This is a genomic window from Flavobacteriales bacterium (assembly GCA_016716605.1).
Taxonomy (GTDB): Bacteria; Bacteroidota; Bacteroidia; order Flavobacteriales_F; family PHOS-HE28; genus PHOS-HE28.
The window spans coordinates 3,119,242-3,134,694 of sequence record JADJWA010000001.1; the positions used below are offsets into that span (position 1 = coordinate 3,119,242).

18 protein-coding genes and 1 tRNA gene are annotated in these 15,453 nt (G+C 62.5%); 14 read left to right on the forward strand and 5 right to left on the reverse strand.

The window, feature by feature from the left end:
- Positions 1 to 5: 5 nt before the first annotated feature.
- The 3 genes from rny to IPM12_12685 form a co-directional block, all read right to left on the reverse strand.
- Positions 6 to 1,541: a ribonuclease Y gene (gene rny, locus IPM12_12675; protein ID MBK9148656.1), complete on the reverse strand. Its 1,536-nt coding sequence runs from the start codon at positions 1,539 to 1,541 to the stop codon at positions 6 to 8.
- Between the two features lie 64 nt (positions 1,542 to 1,605).
- The gene (locus IPM12_12680; protein ID MBK9148657.1) at positions 1,606 to 1,890 is read right to left on the reverse strand and encodes a cell division protein ZapA; all 285 of its coding nucleotides are present in this window, start codon (positions 1,888 to 1,890) and stop codon (positions 1,606 to 1,608) included.
- Between the two features lie 12 nt (positions 1,891 to 1,902).
- The gene (locus IPM12_12685) at positions 1,903 to 2,196 is read right to left on the reverse strand and encodes a hypothetical protein (protein ID MBK9148658.1); all 294 of its coding nucleotides are present in this window, start codon (positions 2,194 to 2,196) and stop codon (positions 1,903 to 1,905) included.
- A 288-nt stretch (positions 2,197 to 2,484) separates the two neighbouring features.
- On the opposite strand from IPM12_12685, the gene IPM12_12690 reads away from it, so the two are divergent.
- The 14 genes from IPM12_12690 (at position 2,485) to IPM12_12755 (ending at position 14,225) form a co-directional block, all read left to right on the forward strand.
- Positions 2,485 to 4,098, forward strand: a complete 1,614-nt coding sequence (locus IPM12_12690; GenBank protein MBK9148659.1) for a M23 family metallopeptidase — start codon at positions 2,485 to 2,487, stop codon at positions 4,096 to 4,098.
- A 7-nt stretch (positions 4,099 to 4,105) separates the two neighbouring features.
- The gene (locus tag IPM12_12695) at positions 4,106 to 4,756 is read left to right on the forward strand and encodes a hypothetical protein (protein ID MBK9148660.1); all 651 of its coding nucleotides are present in this window, start codon (positions 4,106 to 4,108) and stop codon (positions 4,754 to 4,756) included.
- 18 nt (positions 4,757 to 4,774) lie between these two features.
- Complete coding sequence (locus IPM12_12700; protein MBK9148661.1) at positions 4,775 to 5,503, forward strand: hypothetical protein; 729 nt, start codon at positions 4,775 to 4,777, stop codon at positions 5,501 to 5,503.
- 123 nt (positions 5,504 to 5,626) lie between these two features.
- Positions 5,627 to 5,700, forward strand: a tRNA-Arg gene (locus tag IPM12_12705).
- 108 nt (positions 5,701 to 5,808) lie between these two features.
- Positions 5,809 to 6,600 (forward strand): WecB/TagA/CpsF family glycosyltransferase, encoded by a 792-nt coding sequence (locus IPM12_12710; GenBank protein ID MBK9148662.1) that lies wholly within the window; start codon positions 5,809 to 5,811, stop codon positions 6,598 to 6,600.
- 188 nt (positions 6,601 to 6,788) lie between these two features.
- Complete coding sequence (locus IPM12_12715; protein ID MBK9148663.1) at positions 6,789 to 7,928, forward strand: exopolysaccharide biosynthesis polyprenyl glycosylphosphotransferase; 1,140 nt, start codon at positions 6,789 to 6,791, stop codon at positions 7,926 to 7,928.
- 111 nt (positions 7,929 to 8,039) lie between these two features.
- On the forward strand, positions 8,040 to 8,294 hold the full coding sequence (locus tag IPM12_12720; protein ID MBK9148664.1) for a 30S ribosomal protein S20: 255 nt from the start codon (positions 8,040 to 8,042) through the stop codon (positions 8,292 to 8,294).
- Positions 8,295 to 8,357: 63 nt separating this feature from the next.
- Complete coding sequence (gene radC / locus IPM12_12725) at positions 8,358 to 9,062, forward strand: DNA repair protein RadC (GenBank protein MBK9148665.1); 705 nt, start codon at positions 8,358 to 8,360, stop codon at positions 9,060 to 9,062.
- Positions 9,059 to 10,171, forward strand: a complete 1,113-nt coding sequence (gene wecB, locus IPM12_12730) for a UDP-N-acetylglucosamine 2-epimerase (non-hydrolyzing) (GenBank protein ID MBK9148666.1) — start codon at positions 9,059 to 9,061, stop codon at positions 10,169 to 10,171. Before radC ends, wecB begins: the two co-directional genes overlap by 4 nt.
- Positions 10,172 to 10,206: 35 nt before the next feature.
- Complete coding sequence (locus IPM12_12735) at positions 10,207 to 11,523, forward strand: polysaccharide deacetylase family protein (protein MBK9148667.1); 1,317 nt, start codon at positions 10,207 to 10,209, stop codon at positions 11,521 to 11,523.
- The gene (locus IPM12_12740; protein ID MBK9148668.1) at positions 11,520 to 12,422 is read left to right on the forward strand and encodes a hypothetical protein; all 903 of its coding nucleotides are present in this window, start codon (positions 11,520 to 11,522) and stop codon (positions 12,420 to 12,422) included. Before IPM12_12735 ends, IPM12_12740 begins: the two co-directional genes overlap by 4 nt.
- Before the next feature lie 4 nt (positions 12,423 to 12,426).
- Complete coding sequence (gene upp, locus IPM12_12745; protein ID MBK9148669.1) at positions 12,427 to 13,077, forward strand: uracil phosphoribosyltransferase; 651 nt, start codon at positions 12,427 to 12,429, stop codon at positions 13,075 to 13,077.
- Between the two features lie 3 nt (positions 13,078 to 13,080).
- Positions 13,081 to 13,533 carry a hypothetical protein gene (locus IPM12_12750; protein ID MBK9148670.1) on the forward strand — a complete coding sequence of 151 codons (453 nt, stop codon included), beginning with the start codon at positions 13,081 to 13,083 and terminating at the stop codon, positions 13,531 to 13,533.
- Complete coding sequence (locus IPM12_12755; protein ID MBK9148671.1) at positions 13,515 to 14,225, forward strand: noncanonical pyrimidine nucleotidase, YjjG family; 711 nt, start codon at positions 13,515 to 13,517, stop codon at positions 14,223 to 14,225. The genes IPM12_12750 and IPM12_12755 overlap by 19 nt, the downstream gene beginning before the upstream one ends.
- On the opposite strand, the gene IPM12_12760 is transcribed toward IPM12_12755, so the two are convergent.
- Positions 14,205 to 14,735 (reverse strand): hypothetical protein, encoded by a 531-nt coding sequence (locus IPM12_12760; GenBank protein ID MBK9148672.1) that lies wholly within the window; start codon positions 14,733 to 14,735, stop codon positions 14,205 to 14,207. The two genes, IPM12_12755 and IPM12_12760, sit on opposite strands and share 21 nt — an antisense overlap.
- Entirely contained in the window at positions 14,732 to 15,400 is a 669-nt protein-coding gene (locus IPM12_12765; protein ID MBK9148673.1) for a phosphatidylserine decarboxylase family protein, read from the reverse strand. Before IPM12_12765 ends, IPM12_12760 begins: the two co-directional genes overlap by 4 nt.
- Positions 15,401 to 15,453: the final 53 nt, after the last annotated feature.

Below are 15,453 nucleotides of genomic sequence, written 5' to 3' on the forward strand. Positions count from 1 at the left end.
GGGTGTCATTTCGCCACGGCCACCGAGCGCTTCTCGCGGATCACGGTGATCTTCACCTGGCCGGGATAGGTCATCTCCTTCATGATGCGGTCAGCGATGCTCATGCTGATCTCATCGCTCTGCTGGTCGGTGATGCGATCGCTCTCGACCATCACGCGCAGCTCGCGGCCCGCCTGTATGGCGAAGGCCTTGGTGACGCCTTGGTAGCTCATGGCGAGGCTTTCCAAGTCGTTCAGGCGCTGGATGTACGCTTCGACGGCCTCCCGGCGCGCGCCGGGCCGGGCTCCGCTGATAGCATCGCAGGCCTGGATGATCGGTGAGAGCAGGGTGTTCATCTCGATCTCGTCGTGGTGGGCGCCGATGGCGTTGCACACGTCGGGCTTCTCACCGTACTTCTCGGCGAGCTTCATGCCTAGCAGGGCGTGCGGCAGCTCTGGCTCCTCGTCCGGGACCTTGCCGATATCGTGCAGCAGGCCCGCGCGCTTTGCGGCTTTCGGATTGAGGCCCAGTTCGGCGGCCATGATGGCGCTGAGGTTGGCGGTCTCGCGGCTGTGCATGAGCAGGTTCTGCCCGTAGCTGCTCCGGTATTTCATGCGGCCCACCATGCGGATGAGTTCATTGTGCAGGCCATGCACGCCCAGATCGATGCATGTGCGCTTGCCCACCTCCATGATCTCCTCCTCGAGGTGCTTCTTGGTCTTGGCCACGATCTCCTCGATGCGGGCCGGGTGGATGCGGCCATCCTTCACCAATTGGTGGAGCGCAAGCCGCGCCACTTCGCGGCGCACGGCGTCGAAGCAACTGAGGATGATGGCGCCCGGGGTATCGTCCACTATCACCTCAACCCCGGTGAGTTCCTCCAAGGTGCGGATGTTCCGCCCTTCACGGCCGATCACGCGTCCCTTCACATCGTCGTTATCGATATGGAACACGCTCACGCTGTTCTCGATGGCGTGTTCGGTGGCCACCCGTTGGATGGTCTGGATCACGATGCGCTTGGCTTCCTTGTTCGCGTTCACCTTGGCCTCCTCCTGCACCTCCTTGATGTGCGCCATGGCCGCTGTGCGCGCCTCGTCCTGCAAGCTGGTCACCAATTGCTTCTTCGCCTCCTCGGCATTGAGTCCGCTGATGTTCTCAAGCAGGGCCACCTGCTTCGCATGGGCCTTTTCGACTTCCTCCCGGCGCCGCTCCACGCCTGCCAGCTTCTGCTCCAATTCGCCCTTCAGGCGATCCACGTTCTTCTCCTTATTGGCCAGTTCCTGCTGCTGGCGGCTCAATTGCTGCTCGCGCTGCTTGGCCTTCTCCTGGGCCTGCTGAACATGGCGCTCGCGCTCCCGCACTTCCTTCTCGTGCTGCTCTTTCAACTGAAGGAACTTCTCCTTGGCTTGAAGGATCTTGTCTTTCTTGAGCGCCTCGGCTTCCACTTCGGCCTCTTTCAGGATGCCATCGCGCCGCTTGCGCATGATGCTGTTCAAGGCGAGGAAGACGATGATGCCGCCGACCACCAAGCCGGCCAGGGCTCCAATCAGTATGCTGACAATGTCGATTTCCATGGGTCCATGTGTTTTTCATGGACCGCGCCGGGCCTCCGTGGGCGGGAGCGTGTCAGGACCGCAGATCGCCGAGCATCCGATCAATCTCCTCCACCAAGGCCGCTGCGGCTTCGGCTTCTTGCCGTGCCGCGTTGCTGTTAAGGGCGCGCACGGTGACTTCGAGCGCGGCCATGGCCAGCAGGTCCTGCTTATCGGTGAGGGGGAAGCCCGACTTGAAGCGGGCCATGCTCTCGTTGATCTCGTCCACGGCGCGCCGCACGTTCAACTCCTCCGACTGTTGGATGGTCAGGGGATAGGCCCGTCCGGCGACCTCGACATTGATGGAACGTTCTTCCATGGCTATGCGACGCTAATTCTGGATGAGTTCCAGGCAGCGGTCAATCTCATGAACCAGTTCGTCGATCCGTTCCTCTGCTCCCGGAACGGCCGCCTCATGAGCGGCTTTCGTGTTCCGGAGGACCTCGTTCTCCTTCTCCAACTCAGCTACACGCTGTTTGAGCACCTCTTCCGTGCGCTGGTGCTCACGGATGCCGTGCTCCAGTTCCGTAACCCGGGCCTGCACGGTCTTGTGCTCCTTCAGCAAGGAGTTCACACGGCCTTTCAGGTGCTCGAGGCGATCCAACAGCGTTTGCATGGCTTGCATCGGGAAAAACGTTTCGCAGTCCGGGGCCGAAGATAGCCGCGCCCCCATACGATGAAGGCATATTGTTTGAACCTCACGGTGTTAGCTGATCACGGCAAGTGCTCCGGCCCTATTCCCATCGGCCACGGGTACACTTGCAAGGTCTGCAACCGGCGCTCATCTGAATACGAATCAATGAATCACTTCCGACTTCTGGTCAATTATGCTAAATCGTTGGCCATCTGCATGTTGATACCTATCTGGGTCCGCGCCCAATCGGATAGCCTGAGAGGCAGGTACATCAGCCCGATGGACATCCCGATTGAACTCTCGGGGAACTTCATGGAGCCCCGCTCGGATCATTTCCATTCGGGGCTCGACATGCGCACCCAAGGCCGTGAGGGCATACCGGTAAGGGCAGTGGCCGATGGTTGGGTGAGCCGGATCAAGATCAGTCCCTACGGGTATGGGAAGGCGGTGTACATCGAGCATCCGGACGGCCATACCACGGTGTATGGCCACCTGCAGCAACTCACCGGACAGGTGGGTGAGGCTTGCCTGGATCAGCAATACCGCCAGAAGTATTTCAGCATCGACTGGGCCGTGGAGAAAGGCGCGCTTCCGTTGAAGCAAGGAGAGGTATTCGCCTTAAGCGGCAACACCGGGGGCAGCGGCGGGCCCCACCTGCATTTCGAGGTGCGCAACTCCGGCAGCCAGCACGCACTCGACCCGGAGGCCATGGGCTTCCGTGCAGCCGACCATGTTCCGCCGGAGATCCACGGCATCCGGATCTACGCGCTCACCGATAGCTCGCGCACCGCACCCTACCCGGATCAAGCGGTGGGCTACGCGACGCAGGGCGGGGCGGGCAGGTACACCTTGAAATCGCCCCCTCGGGCCTTCGGTACCGTGGGCATTGCCGTGAACACCTTCGATCGCTACGACAACGGTTCGGCCAAATGCGGCGTAAGGCGGATCGTGGTGCTGGTTGACAGCGTGCCCCACTTCAGCGCCACCCTCGACCATGTTGATTTCAGCCATAACCGCTACTGCAACGCCCATGTAGATTACGAGCTCTTCAAGGGCCGGAAGATGGATTACCACCGATGCTACAAGCAACCCAACAACAAGCTCCGCCTTTACGGGAAAGAAGGCCCTCAAGGGCGCATCGTGCTGGACCCAGGCCAGGAGCGCCAAGTACTGGTGATCGCCACCGATGCCAATGGCAATGCCAGTGAGCTGCGATTCGCGCTGAGGGGCGCAACGGCCGAAGCAGCGGCTCAATGGCCGCGCGCGGAAGCGAAAGGAAGCCTGCTTCGGTGGGATGCGGCCAATCGCATCGAGGAGGAAGGCATCCGTTTCAGCCTGCCGTCTCATTCACTGTATGATGACGCCTACGTTACCTACGAGCGGAAACCGGCACTAGGCCGCACGGTCGGACCAGTGCATGTCATCGGTGAGGCGCTCATCCCGTTGCACACCGCCGCCGATCTAAGCCTGCCTGTTGAAACGCCGAATCCCACCAAGGCGCTTATCGTGAAGATGGACCCCGACGGCAGCGTAGCCAGCGCTGCGGGTGGTGAATACGCCGACGGCTGGATCACTGCCCAAGTGAAGTCCTTCGGCACTTACGCGGTGATGATCGACACCACCCCGCCTGCGATCACCAACATCGACCTGAGCGCAGACATGAAGGGCCGTAGGGGCTTCAGCCTGAAGGTCGCCGACAACCTGAGCGGCGTCGGGTCCTGGCGCGGCACGCTGAACGGCGAGTGGATCCTGCTCGAATACGAGCCGAAGACCAAAACCGTGACCCATGCGTTCGACAAGCACAGCCGCATGCCCGGGAGGAAGGAATTCAAGCTGACGGTAACCGATGAGCGAGGGAACACCAGCAGTTACCGATTGGAATTCGCGCATTGAGCAGGGCATGAACCTGCTCCTTGCCCATAATCCGGCCTGGCCTGGTCGGCTTCTCTTGTGCGCCGCTCTCCTGCTTCAAGCCTCGCTGGCAACAGTTGCTCAAACACGCGTAGCCAAGGATCTGCGCGATGGCGACCTCCTCTTCCAGCACATGGGCGGTGAGCAAGGCATGGCCTTGCAGCTGGCCACCGGAAGCCCATGGACGCATGTGGGCATCGCCTTCCGCGAGGATGACCAATGGCAAGTGCTCGAAGCGGTGGGGCCGGTAAAGCGGACGCCATTGGCCGAGTGGCTCGAGCAGGGCAATGGTGAGTTCGCAGCAATGCGCCTTAAGGAAGCCGATCACCTGTTGGATGAAGCTGCCCTCGCGCGACTTCGAGAAGCAGCGAAACCCTTCATGGGCATTGGTTACGACTGGAAATTCGATTGGAACGATGATCTGATCTATTGCTCGGAACTGATCTGGAAGGTGTACGAGCGCGCACTCGGCATCCGACTTTGCGAGCCGAAGCCCATGCGTGCCTATGACCTCAGCGATCCCTTGGTCCGCCAAGTGATGCACGAGCGGTATGGCGCTACCCCGCCGCTCGATGAGCCCATGGTCGCACCAGCAACCCTGATGGATTGCCCGCTCCTGCGACATGTCGCGCACCGCTGAACCTGCTTACTTCGGCGCATGCGGTTCACATGGGGCTTACCGGTGCTCCTGATCGGATGCACGGCACCTGATCCGGGGAATGCACGGATCATCGGTCACGGCGGATCCGGGCCGGAAGCCGATTGGCCGATGAATAGCGAGCAGAGCCTTCGCGCGGCGCTTGACCTGGGGATCGACGGGATTGAACTCGACGCGCAACTCACGGCCGATGGGGTCCTTCTGGCCTACCATGAATCAGACCTCTCCGAACTCACGGCATGCAGCGGCAAGGTGAATGCACATCCCTGGGAAATGCTTCAAGCGTGTGCGGTCATCGATGCGAATGCGCGATTCCCGCTCGTGCGGATCGACTCGCTCTTGGTTGGCCTCGCCGCATGCATCCCGATGCCGATTTCACCCTCGACTGCAAACTCTTCGCCCAAGGCGACTGGTGGGACTACCTGCACGCCTTCTCGGATGCCGTGCTCGAGTTGGAATCGCATCCCCGACTCACGGGCAGGATCCTGGTCGATTGCCAGACCGAGGATTTCCTGCGCCTGCTCTGCGAGAAACGCCCGGGCTTCGGGGCTTACCTGTACATCACCGAGATGGAACGCGCGGCTGAACGCGCTCGTGCACTGGGCTGCGCCGGCATCACGATCCCGTACGAAAAGGCCACGGCCAGCGGGATGGAAGCGTTGCGAAGCGCCGGGCTCAAAGCCACGCTATTCGGAACCCGAGGATTGTTCGCGCACAGCAGGGCGTTGAGCCTTAAACCCGATAGGCTGCAGACCGATCGGCCTTCGTATGCCGCGGGCCTGCGCATTCGGCGCGATTGAATCACCTCGGGCACGGCCGCTCCGGATCGCGCCAGTATCTTCGCCGCCGCTTGGCCCCGTAGTTCAATTGGATAGAATGACAGATTCCGGTTCTGTTGGTTGCAGGTTCGAGTCCTGCCGGGGTCACTGAAACTGGTTCGGCCGTATGCACCGAACGAATCCGCCCTCCTGGCGCGCACAACATCGTTCACGGCAGCGCGTAGAAACCCGCCGCTTCCGATCGAGCCGGGAATCATGACCTCAACCACCGCTCCTGCCCGAGCGCTGCCCAAGCACCCGGTGCTCACGGTGTCCCTCACCACGGGCAGTTTCGATGAGCAGCTGGAATCCATTCTGGCCTTGGCCCGCGACCGGTGCTCGGCGTACGTGTGCTGCGTGAACGTGCACATGGCCATTGAAGCGCTTGAACCCGTTTTCAGCAAGATCGTGAACGAGGCCGACCTGGCCACCCCGGATGGGGTGCCCATGCTGCACGTGCTCAACATATTTCATCACGCCAAGCAGGAGCGCGTACCTGGGAATGACCTGATGCCGGCCCTGCTCGCCCGTGCGGCAACGCAAGGCATCGGCGTTTTCCTGTATGGTGGCCAGCCGGATACGCTCCGGACCATCAGCGCGCGCGCGAACCAGGAGAACGAAGGCATACGCATCGCCGGAACGCATTCACCGCCCTTCGCACCATTGGAGCGCATGGATCTCGACGAAGAGGCGGAGCGCATCAATTCCTCGGGCGCGGGGCTCGTCCTGGTTTCGCTCGGTTGTCCGAAACAGGAGCGTTTCATGGCGGCCATGAAAGGTCGGGTGAATGCCGTGATGGTGGGCGTCGGTGGGGCTTTCCTGCTTTACGCCGGTCTCGATAAGCGCGCACCGAAGTGGATGCGTGACTTCTCCCTCGAATGGCTTTATCGCCTTTGGCTCGAACCAGGTCGCCTTTGGAAGCGCTACCTCGTAACCAACACCCGGTTCGTGATTCTGTACCTCAAGGCTCGGATCACCGGACAGGTCGACCAACGGCGCATGGCCTGAACCGCTTGGTCGCGCTACTTGCCTGAAGGCTAGACAAGTGCCAACCAATGCAGCCATCATGCAATCAAACCGTTATCGACGAATAAAGAAATTTCTTCGACAAACTTGACTTCAGAGGGCCGTACCGAATAGATTTGCCCGCACTCGAAAAGACCCGCCCGCAGCCATCACGCAGAAGCCGAATCAGCATGGAGCGGATCCTTACCCCAGGCAACAACAATGGCAAGAGCAATGGTGCCGGTGAAATGGCCCAGGACCTTGCTGCTGCTTTGCGGAGCAAGCGGATCTCGCTGCAGCATGTCCAATCGGGACTGAACAAGGTGCTCTCCCTGGAACCGCTCACCTCGGTGAAGGACTTGGTGATCGTTGGCGAGAGCCCGGCCGCCGAGGAGATCTTCCAATACTGCCAGGACCAAACGGTTCGGGGCTACCGGTTCCGGGGGATCTTCACCGATGCTCCCATTGATGGCATGCTCGCCCCTCATCGGGTGGGCGACCTGGCGGCCTTGAAGGCATTCGCCGTGCAGAACAGGATTGACATCGTGTACTGCGCACTGCCCGGCACGCGGAGGCAGGAAATCACGGACCTGATGGAATTCTGCGAGCGCAACACCATCCGTTTCCGCGTGATCCCGAGCGCGGAGAGCTTCATTCCGGTGGTGAAGACGAGCGACCTCGAGTTCCTCGGCGGTGTTCCAGTGAGCAAGCTCAGAAAGGAACCGCTCGACCGTGCCGTGAACCGGATGCTGAAGCGGGCCTTCGACATTGCCTTCTCCTTGGGCGTGATCGTTTTCGTGCTCACCTGGCTCATCCCGGTGCTCAGCTTGCTCGTCAAGCTCTCGAGCCGCGGGCCGGTGTTCTTCAAGCAGATGCGCTTAGGGCGCGACAATCAGGAGTTCGTGTGCTGGAAGTTCCGGAGCATGCGCCTGAATAAGGAGGCTGATGTGAAGCAGGCAACCCAGAACGATCCGCGGGTGACCGCCGTCGGGCGCTTCCTGCGCAAGAGCAACCTCGATGAGATGCCCCAGTTCTGGAATGTGCTCTTGGGCCATATGAGCGTGGTTGGGCCCCGGCCGCACCCCATCCGCCTCAACGAGCAGTACCGGGACATCATCGACAAGTACATGGTGCGCCATTTCGTGCGCCCGGGCATCACCGGCTGGGCCCAGGTGAACGGATTCCGAGGCGAGACACGCACCCCGGAGCTCATGGAACGTCGCGTCGAACTCGATGTCTGGTACCTGGAGAACTGGTCATTCTGGCTGGACCTGCGGATCATAGTGAGTACCGTAACCAACATGTTCGGCAAGGACAAAATGGCCTATTGAACCGGTTGGTCAGGCCACTTGGACCCGCTCCTGCCACCTTTTCGACTCCGATAGGCATTACTTCGCAAAGCCGTTTATATTTGCCGCCCCTTGCACAGCAGGGACTACGCGATGGCCAATCATAAGTCAGCATTGAAACGGGTGCGGCAGACCGAGACCCGTAACGAGCGCAACCGCTACCAGCACAAAACCACGCGCAATGCCCTGCGCGACCTGCGGGCCACCAAGGACAAGGCGGCCGCTGAGAAGCTCCTGCCTGAGCTTACCTCCATGCTCGACAAGCTGGCCAAGCGGAACGTGATCCACCAGAACAAAGCGGCCAACCTCAAGTCATCAGCCAAGAAGCACGTCGCGGCGCTGAAGTGACCCGTTGAACCCTACTTTGGACAGGTCCTCGCGATGCGTGGGCCTGTTCGCTTTTCAAGACCCATGGAGGAGCCAGACCAAGCACGGATCCCGATCCGGGAATGGGCCGCTGATGACAGGCCCCGGGAAAAGCTCCTGAAACTGGGGGCGCAGGCCCTTTCCGATGCAGAATTGATCGCCATCCTCATACGTTCAGGCACGCGCACGGAAAGCGCGCTCGATCTGGCCAAACGCATCCTGGCCAGATCGGGCAACGACCTGCACCGCCTAGGCACGCTCGACACCAAGGAGCTCATGGCCCACAAAGGCATGGGCGAGGCCAAGGCCCTGACCATCACAGCGGCATTGGAGCTGGGTCGTCGCCGCCGCGCCACGGATGCAGCGGAGCGAGTCTCCGTCACCTCCAGCGCGATCGCATTCGAGCTGATCAGGGGGAAGATCGCCGACCTGCCCCACGAGGAATTCTGGCTGATCCTGCTCGACCGGGGCAACCGGCTGCTCGAACTTGCCAAGGTGAGCAGCGGAGGTTTGCACGGCACCGTAGTGGACCCCAAGATGCTGTTCAAGGCCGCGCTCGAGAAACGCGCTTCGTGCATTCTGCTCTGCCACAACCATCCAAGCGGCCAACTGCGGCCCAGCGAAGAGGACGTCAAGCTCACGAGGAAACTCGCTGAAGGCGCACGACTGCTCGACATTCAAGTGCAGGACCACCTGATCGTGGGAGCCACGGGGTATTACAGTTTCGCGGACAACGGCATGCTCGGATGAGGCGGTTGCTCAGCATCGTGGGCGCAAGGCCCCAATTCGTGAAGGCTGCGGCGATAGGCCGCGCGCTTGCCGGGCATGCCGATACGGACCATGCTCTCCTGCACAGCGGCCAGCATTACGACGAGTCCATGAGCCGGGTCTTCTTCGATGAACTCGGGATACCGGCTGCACGCACGCACCTGGGCATCGGATCCGGAACGCACGGGGAACAGACCGCCCGCATGATCGAGGGCATTGAACGGGCGCTGATCGCCCAACGGCCCGATGCGGTGATCCTGTATGGCGACACGAATACCACGCTCGCCGGGGCCATCGCCGCTGTGAAGCTCGGCGTGCCCATCGCGCATGTCGAAGCCGGCCTGAGATCCTTCAACAGGGCCATGCCCGAAGAGATCAATCGCGTCCTTTGCGACCATTGCTCCACTTGGCTCTTCTGCCCAACCGCTACAGCCGTGACCAACCTCGCGTCCGAAGGCATACCGGTGTCCAGCGGCACTGATCCGGCGACCGCCAAGCCCTTGGTAGCGCTCACCGGCGATGTCATGCTCGACAGCAGCCTGCACTACGCGATGCTGGCGGATGAGCGCTCCTCCATCGTCCAGCGGCTCGGGTTGCGCGAGAGCGGCTTCTTCCTCGCCACGATGCACCGCGACTTCAATACCGATCGGCCCGAAAGGCTCGGCGCGTTGCTGAACGCCCTGCAAGCCTGCGCCTCCGAGCATGCCATGGAGGTGGTGCTGCCGCTGCATCCACGCACACGCAGGTGCATCGCGCAGCACGGCCTATCCTTCGACCGGCCGGGCGTGAGGCTGATCGACCCGGTGGGCTACCTCGATATGATCGCGCTGGAACGCCACGCCCTATTGGTGCTCACGGATAGCGGAGGGGTGCAGAAGGAAGCCTATTTCTACAAGAAGCCATGCGTGGTACTTCGCGGTGAGACCGAATGGACAGAGCTGGTGGAGCATGGCCAGGCGGTGCTGGCCGATGCGGATAAGGACCGCATCATGGCAGCCGTGAAGGGTTTCATGCGAGATGGCGCACCCGAATGCCCGGCGCTCTACGGGGATGGTCATGCGGCTGAGCGCATCGCGGAGCTGATCGGCTGAGCCCCACCGGAACCTCGCTCCTACCTTGCTCGCGATTGATACCTGTGCAGGAAGCCGCCATTTGGATCGAATCGACCGGCGCGCGCGCGCAGTACGCGGTGGAGCAGATGCTTGCCACCATGCTGGGCTTGCGCATCCAAAGGGTCAGCGATCGCCGGGACCTTGACCCAGCGGCACTGCCTTGCCTCTGCTACTCACATGATCCGGTGCCCGGCGCATTCCATGTGCGTCCGGCTGATGGCTTGCAGGATGGATCGCCCCCCATGATCGATCCCGGCGTGTGCCATCGCGGGGATCAGCCAATGCTGTTCCCGGTCGATGGTGGTGACCTGCCATTCGACCCCTTCGCTGCCGCGTTCTTCCTCTTATCGCGCGCCGAGGAATGGGCATCGCTGCCTGCCGACGAACACGGACGGCCGCTTACGAATGCGCTGCACGCCGCCCGCCACAACTACCTGCACCGACCAGTGGTCGATGAATGGGCCTTGCTCCTGGCTGAGGCTTGGCGCGTTCGCGATCCCCGACTTCCAATCCCTCGCCGTTCCTACCGGCAGGTGACCACGATCGATCTCGACAATGGCTTCAAGTACCTCGGCCGCGAGCCCTGGCGGAGCGCCGGAGCCTGGATCCGTGAGCAGATCACCGGTGATCGGCGCAGTGCGCGCGAGCGCATTGCCGTGCTGACCGGCAAGGCTGCCGACCCCTTCGAGCTGGACGACGAGGTGCTTGATCACCTGTCTCACTGCAGTTCGCGCACCATCGCCTTCGTGCTCGCTTCGGATCGCGGCAAGCACGATCATGCCGTGCCCGTGGAGCATCCGCGGTACGCCGGATACCTGAAGCGGATTTCCGCGCATGCCGAGATCGGCCTTCACCCCTCCTACCGGACAAGCACGGTGCAAGGACTCACCGAGATTGAGCGGGATCGGCTCGCGAACGCTATTGACAGGCCCATTACCGCATCGCGCCAGCATTTCCTGCGCTTCGCCACGCCGGGCACCTTCCGCACGGCGATCACGCTCGGCTTCAGCGAGGAGCACAGCATGGGCTGCCATGACCGCCTCGGTTTCCGCGCCGGGACCTGCACGCCGTACAACTGGTATGACCTTGAGCGCGACGAATGCACGGAGCTCATGATCCATCCGTTCGCCGTCATGGACAATACCCTGATCGAGAAACTGCGCCTTTCCCCGGAGAACGCCCTGCACGAAGCGCAGCGAGTGATCGATGCCGTGAAGCGCGTAAGCGGAACCTTCACCGGACTATGGCACGAGAGCTTCCTGGCGGCCACCGGTCCGAAGGCCTCCTGGCGCCCGGCCATCCTGCGCATCATCGGCAACGCAGCGCCATGATCGAGCACCTGCGCCACCATGAGATCGATAAGGCCGCATGGGATGCGCGCCTCTTGCGCTGCCCCAACCGGCTATGGTACGCGCAGAGCTGGGTGCTCGACCGCATGTGCCCGGCATGGGAAGCGCTCATCGATGCCGATGCCGATGCGCAGATGCCGCTGACCGCCCGGCGCAAGTGGGGTATCGACTACCTCTTCCAGCCCATCGGGCTGCAGCAGCTCGGCGTGTTCGCGGCGCGGCCCTCGGATGAGCTGCACCGAGCGTTCATCAAAGCCATCCCACACCGCTTCAGGTACATCGATATCATGCTGAACGGGGCCACGCAGCCTTGTGGCGATTCGGGATGCACTTGGGAGGCTCGCCGGAACCAGGTGATCCACGCCGATCGCCCGATCGAGCAATTGCGCGCCGCGTACGCCAAGGGCCATCAGCGCAACCTGAAGGGCGCATCAATCGGCGGGGAGCCCGAATTCAATGCCAAGGATTTCGAGGCGCTCTTCAGGCGCACCACCGGCGCGCGCTTCGGCAAGCCGGCCGTGACAGGCCTGGAGGACCTCATCGGGGTGATCGAAGAAGGGATGGCGCGGGGCCAATGCGCCGTGAAGGCGCTGTCCATCGACGGGCGGCCTGAGGCTGCGGCATGCTTCGCGGATTGGGGCGGGCGCTCGATACTCCTGAAATCGGCGAATACCCAGGCGGGCTACCACGCGAAGGCCATGTTCCGCATCACCGATACGTGGATCGAGCGTCATGCCGGCAGCGGGATGCTGCTCGACTTCGCAGGATCCAGCACCCCGAGCGTGGCGCGCTTCAACGCCGGCTTCGGAGCCGAAGAGAGGACCTACTTTCGCCTGCGGCGGAACCGGCTTCCGCTGCCGCTGCGGTGGCTAAAGCAATGAGCGCATGGTCCTGGAACTGGTGAATCAACAGAGCGTGGCGGGGCATTTCATCGCGGAGCTGCGCGACGCCCAGGTGCAACACGACCCCATGCGCTTCAGGCGCAACCTGGAACGCTTGGGCGAAGTGCTGGCCTATGAGCTGAGCCGGACGCTCGACTACGATGAGCAGGAGGTCGTCACGCCACTGGGCTCAGCCAAGGCCCGCCTGTTGAAGGAACAGCCCGTGCTCGCCACGATCCTGCGCGCAGGACTGCCCATGCACCAAGGCCTGCTCAACTGCTTCGATCGCGCCGACAATGCCTTCATCAGTGCCTACCGCAAGCACCGCAAGGGCGAGGACGGATTCGACATCGAGGTGGAGTACATGAGCAGCCCGCGCCTCGACGATCGCGTACTCGTCCTTTGCGACCCCATGCTCGCCACCGGCCAGAGCATGGTGCTGGTTTACCGGGCCTTGTTGCGCATGGGCGTGCCCCGGCAACTGCATGTGGTGAGCGCGATCGCCAGTCGCGAAGGACTCGAGCACGCCAAGATCCACCTTCCCGCCGGTACACGGTTCTGGATCGGCGCCATCGACGAGGAGATGACCGCGCAGGCCTACATCGTACCTGGGCTTGGTGATGCCGGCGACCTGGCCTATGGGCGTAAGGCCTGAGCCATGGATACCGCGGGCATCTTGGCGGTACTCGGCACCAGCATTGTCAAATTCGTGCTCGCCGCTGCCGTCTCATACGGCTTCAACCACACGTATTGGGAGACCGTGCTGTTGCTCGCCATCGGCGGAACCGCAGGGACCACGGCCTTCTATCGCGCTGGCATTGCCGTGTTGAAATGGCTGCATGCCCGTGCGGTGAAGAGCCGGGAGCGCCGCATCCGCATGGGCCGCGCCCCGAAGCGCGTGTTCACCCGGGGCAACCGGTTCATCGTTCGCATGAAGCGCGATTACGGCTTGCTCGGGCTGACGATCATGCCGCCGATCGTCTCCGTGCCCATCACCGCATTGATCGCCGCGAAGTATTTCCGGCACGACCGCCGCACCTTGCCGCTGCTGATCGGCGCCATCGCGGGCTGGTCGTTGATCCTGAGCACGGCATGGGCATTCCTGCGATGAAGCGTTACCGGCATCTCTTCTTCGACCTCGACCACACCCTCTGGGACTTCCGCGCCAACTCGCGCGAGACTTTGCGCGATCTCTTCATCGAGGAGCGGCTCACGGCACGTGGGGTGCCCGATGCCGATGCGTTCATCGCGGTGTACGAGGAGATCAACCACAAGCTCTGGGCGGAGCACGGCGCGGGGCGCATGCCGAAGGAAGTGATGCGCGTGCTGCGCTTCCGCTCTGCGCTGCAGCGCTTCGGCGTGGTGGATGGCCGCCTGCCCGGCAGGCTCTCACAGGAATACCTCGCCCGCTGCCCGCTGAAACCGCTGCTGATGCCAGGCGCGCTGGAATTGCTCGATGCGCTGCATGGACGCTACCGCATGCACATCATCACCAACGGCTTCGATGAGGTGCAGCACCTGAAGCTCGCCGCGTGCGGGATCGCGGATCGCTTCGATCTGGTGCTCACCAGCGAGCGGGCGGGCGCGGCGAAACCGCACGCCGCCGTGTTCGAAAAGGCGTTGGACCGCACGGGCGCCAAGGCGGATGCGAGCCTGATGATCGGCGACAACGCCGACACCGATATGCTGGGCGCGCGGAATGCCGGCTGGGATCATGCGCACTACCACGCCGAAACGGAGCCGGACCCCATGGCCACGTACCGCTTCGGGCATCACGACGAGCTACGGCGCCTGCTGGCCTGACTTCCGCTCCTCATCGCTGACGAAGAGGTACTCCATGTCGAAATCAGCGCCCGTGATGTGGCTGTGCCGGAAGAAGCGAACCCGGTCGCTCGCCGTGGCCTTGCCCCGGTAGCTGATCTCCCCGCGCATGGCCGTGGTCACAAAGTGGATGCTGTCACCCTTCACCGAGGCCATCACGTTGTGCAGGCCGATGTTCGGGTTGCCCTTGGTCTCCGGGATCAGGAAATCGGGCAAGGTGGCCTCCACATCCTTGGTGCCGTTCACCAACACCACGCGGCCCTCCGGGAAGAAGCGGATCAAGTAGCGCAGGCTCCCGCGCTCGCAGCGATAGTGGCCATCGTAACGGATTCCCAAGCCATCGAATGGCCCGGGGGGCACGGATGCCTGCGCATCGGAAGGCACGTCCGCCGGGCCATCCGCACGAGCCAGGTCGAAGGCCTTCTTGCCCGCCACGATCACGGCGAGCACCGCCACGAGGGCAAGCAATAGGGTCTTGAGCTTGTTGTTCATCCTTTGTCGGCGAATTCAGCGATGACGGATACGGAGCCCTGCACGCGCTGGCCAAGCTGCACGTTGATGCGCGCATCCAGCGGGAGCAGCACATCCACCCGCGATCCGAATTTAATGAAGCCGAACTCATGACCTTGCTGCGCGGGCATGCCGGGCTTGCTGTAGGTGCAGATGCGCCGCGCCAATGCGCCCGCGATCTGCCGGAACAGCACCTCGCCGTGCTTCGGATGCTTCACGACCACCGTGCTCCGTTCGTTCTCCGTGCTGCTCTTCGGGTGCCAGGCCACCAGGTACTTGCCCGGATGGTAGCGCGCATAGCTGGTGGTGCCGCTCAAGGGGTAATAGTTCACATGCACGTTCAGCGGACTCATGAAGATGCTCACCTGCCGTCGCTTGCCATTGAAGTATTCCGGCTCATGCACTTCCTCGATGGCCACCACCTTGCCATCGGCCGGGGAGAGCACATGCGCATCGTTCGCGGGCACCGTGCGGCTCGGCACGCGGAAGAACCAGATCACAAGGGCCCACACCACGACGAGCAACGCGGCGATCAGGATGGCAATAGGCTGAGGCAGCACCGGCCATTGCATCAGCGCGAAGAGGCCGAAGCAGGACACCGCGGTGACAAGCAGCAAGGTGGGGGTGCCTTCGCGGTGCAGGCGCATGGAAGCGCGGCGAATATAGCCGCACTCAATCGGCCGCGCAGGCGATCCCGGCA

Bases quoted from the DNA above. Each gene is read 5' to 3' on its own strand.
- IPM12_12680 (MBK9148657.1), bottom strand. From the start codon at position 1,890: ATGGAAGAACGTTCCATCAATGTCGAGGTCGCCGGACGGGCCTATCCC.
- IPM12_12685 (MBK9148658.1), bottom strand. From the start codon at position 2,196: ATGCAAGCCATGCAAACGCTGTTGGATCGCCTCGAGCACCTGAAAGGC.
- IPM12_12690 (MBK9148659.1), top strand. From the start codon at position 2,485: ATGGACATCCCGATTGAACTCTCGGGGAACTTCATGGAGCCCCGCTCG.
- IPM12_12695 (MBK9148660.1), top strand. From the start codon at position 4,106: ATGAACCTGCTCCTTGCCCATAATCCGGCCTGGCCTGGTCGGCTTCTC.
- IPM12_12700 (MBK9148661.1), top strand. From the start codon at position 4,775: ATGCGGTTCACATGGGGCTTACCGGTGCTCCTGATCGGATGCACGGCA.
- IPM12_12710 (MBK9148662.1), top strand. From the start codon at position 5,809: ATGACCTCAACCACCGCTCCTGCCCGAGCGCTGCCCAAGCACCCGGTG.
- IPM12_12715 (MBK9148663.1), top strand. From the start codon at position 6,789: ATGGAGCGGATCCTTACCCCAGGCAACAACAATGGCAAGAGCAATGGT.
- IPM12_12720 (MBK9148664.1), top strand. From the start codon at position 8,040: ATGGCCAATCATAAGTCAGCATTGAAACGGGTGCGGCAGACCGAGACC.
- radC (MBK9148665.1), top strand. From the start codon at position 8,358: ATGGAGGAGCCAGACCAAGCACGGATCCCGATCCGGGAATGGGCCGCT.
- wecB (MBK9148666.1), top strand. From the start codon at position 9,059: ATGAGGCGGTTGCTCAGCATCGTGGGCGCAAGGCCCCAATTCGTGAAG.
- IPM12_12740 (MBK9148668.1), top strand. From the start codon at position 11,520: ATGATCGAGCACCTGCGCCACCATGAGATCGATAAGGCCGCATGGGAT.
- upp (MBK9148669.1), top strand. From the start codon at position 12,427: ATGGTCCTGGAACTGGTGAATCAACAGAGCGTGGCGGGGCATTTCATC.
- IPM12_12750 (MBK9148670.1), top strand. From the start codon at position 13,081: ATGGATACCGCGGGCATCTTGGCGGTACTCGGCACCAGCATTGTCAAA.
- IPM12_12755 (MBK9148671.1), top strand. From the start codon at position 13,515: ATGGGCATTCCTGCGATGAAGCGTTACCGGCATCTCTTCTTCGACCTC.
- IPM12_12760 (MBK9148672.1), bottom strand. From the start codon at position 14,735: ATGAACAACAAGCTCAAGACCCTATTGCTTGCCCTCGTGGCGGTGCTC.
- IPM12_12765 (MBK9148673.1), bottom strand. From the start codon at position 15,400: ATGCGCCTGCACCGCGAAGGCACCCCCACCTTGCTGCTTGTCACCGCG.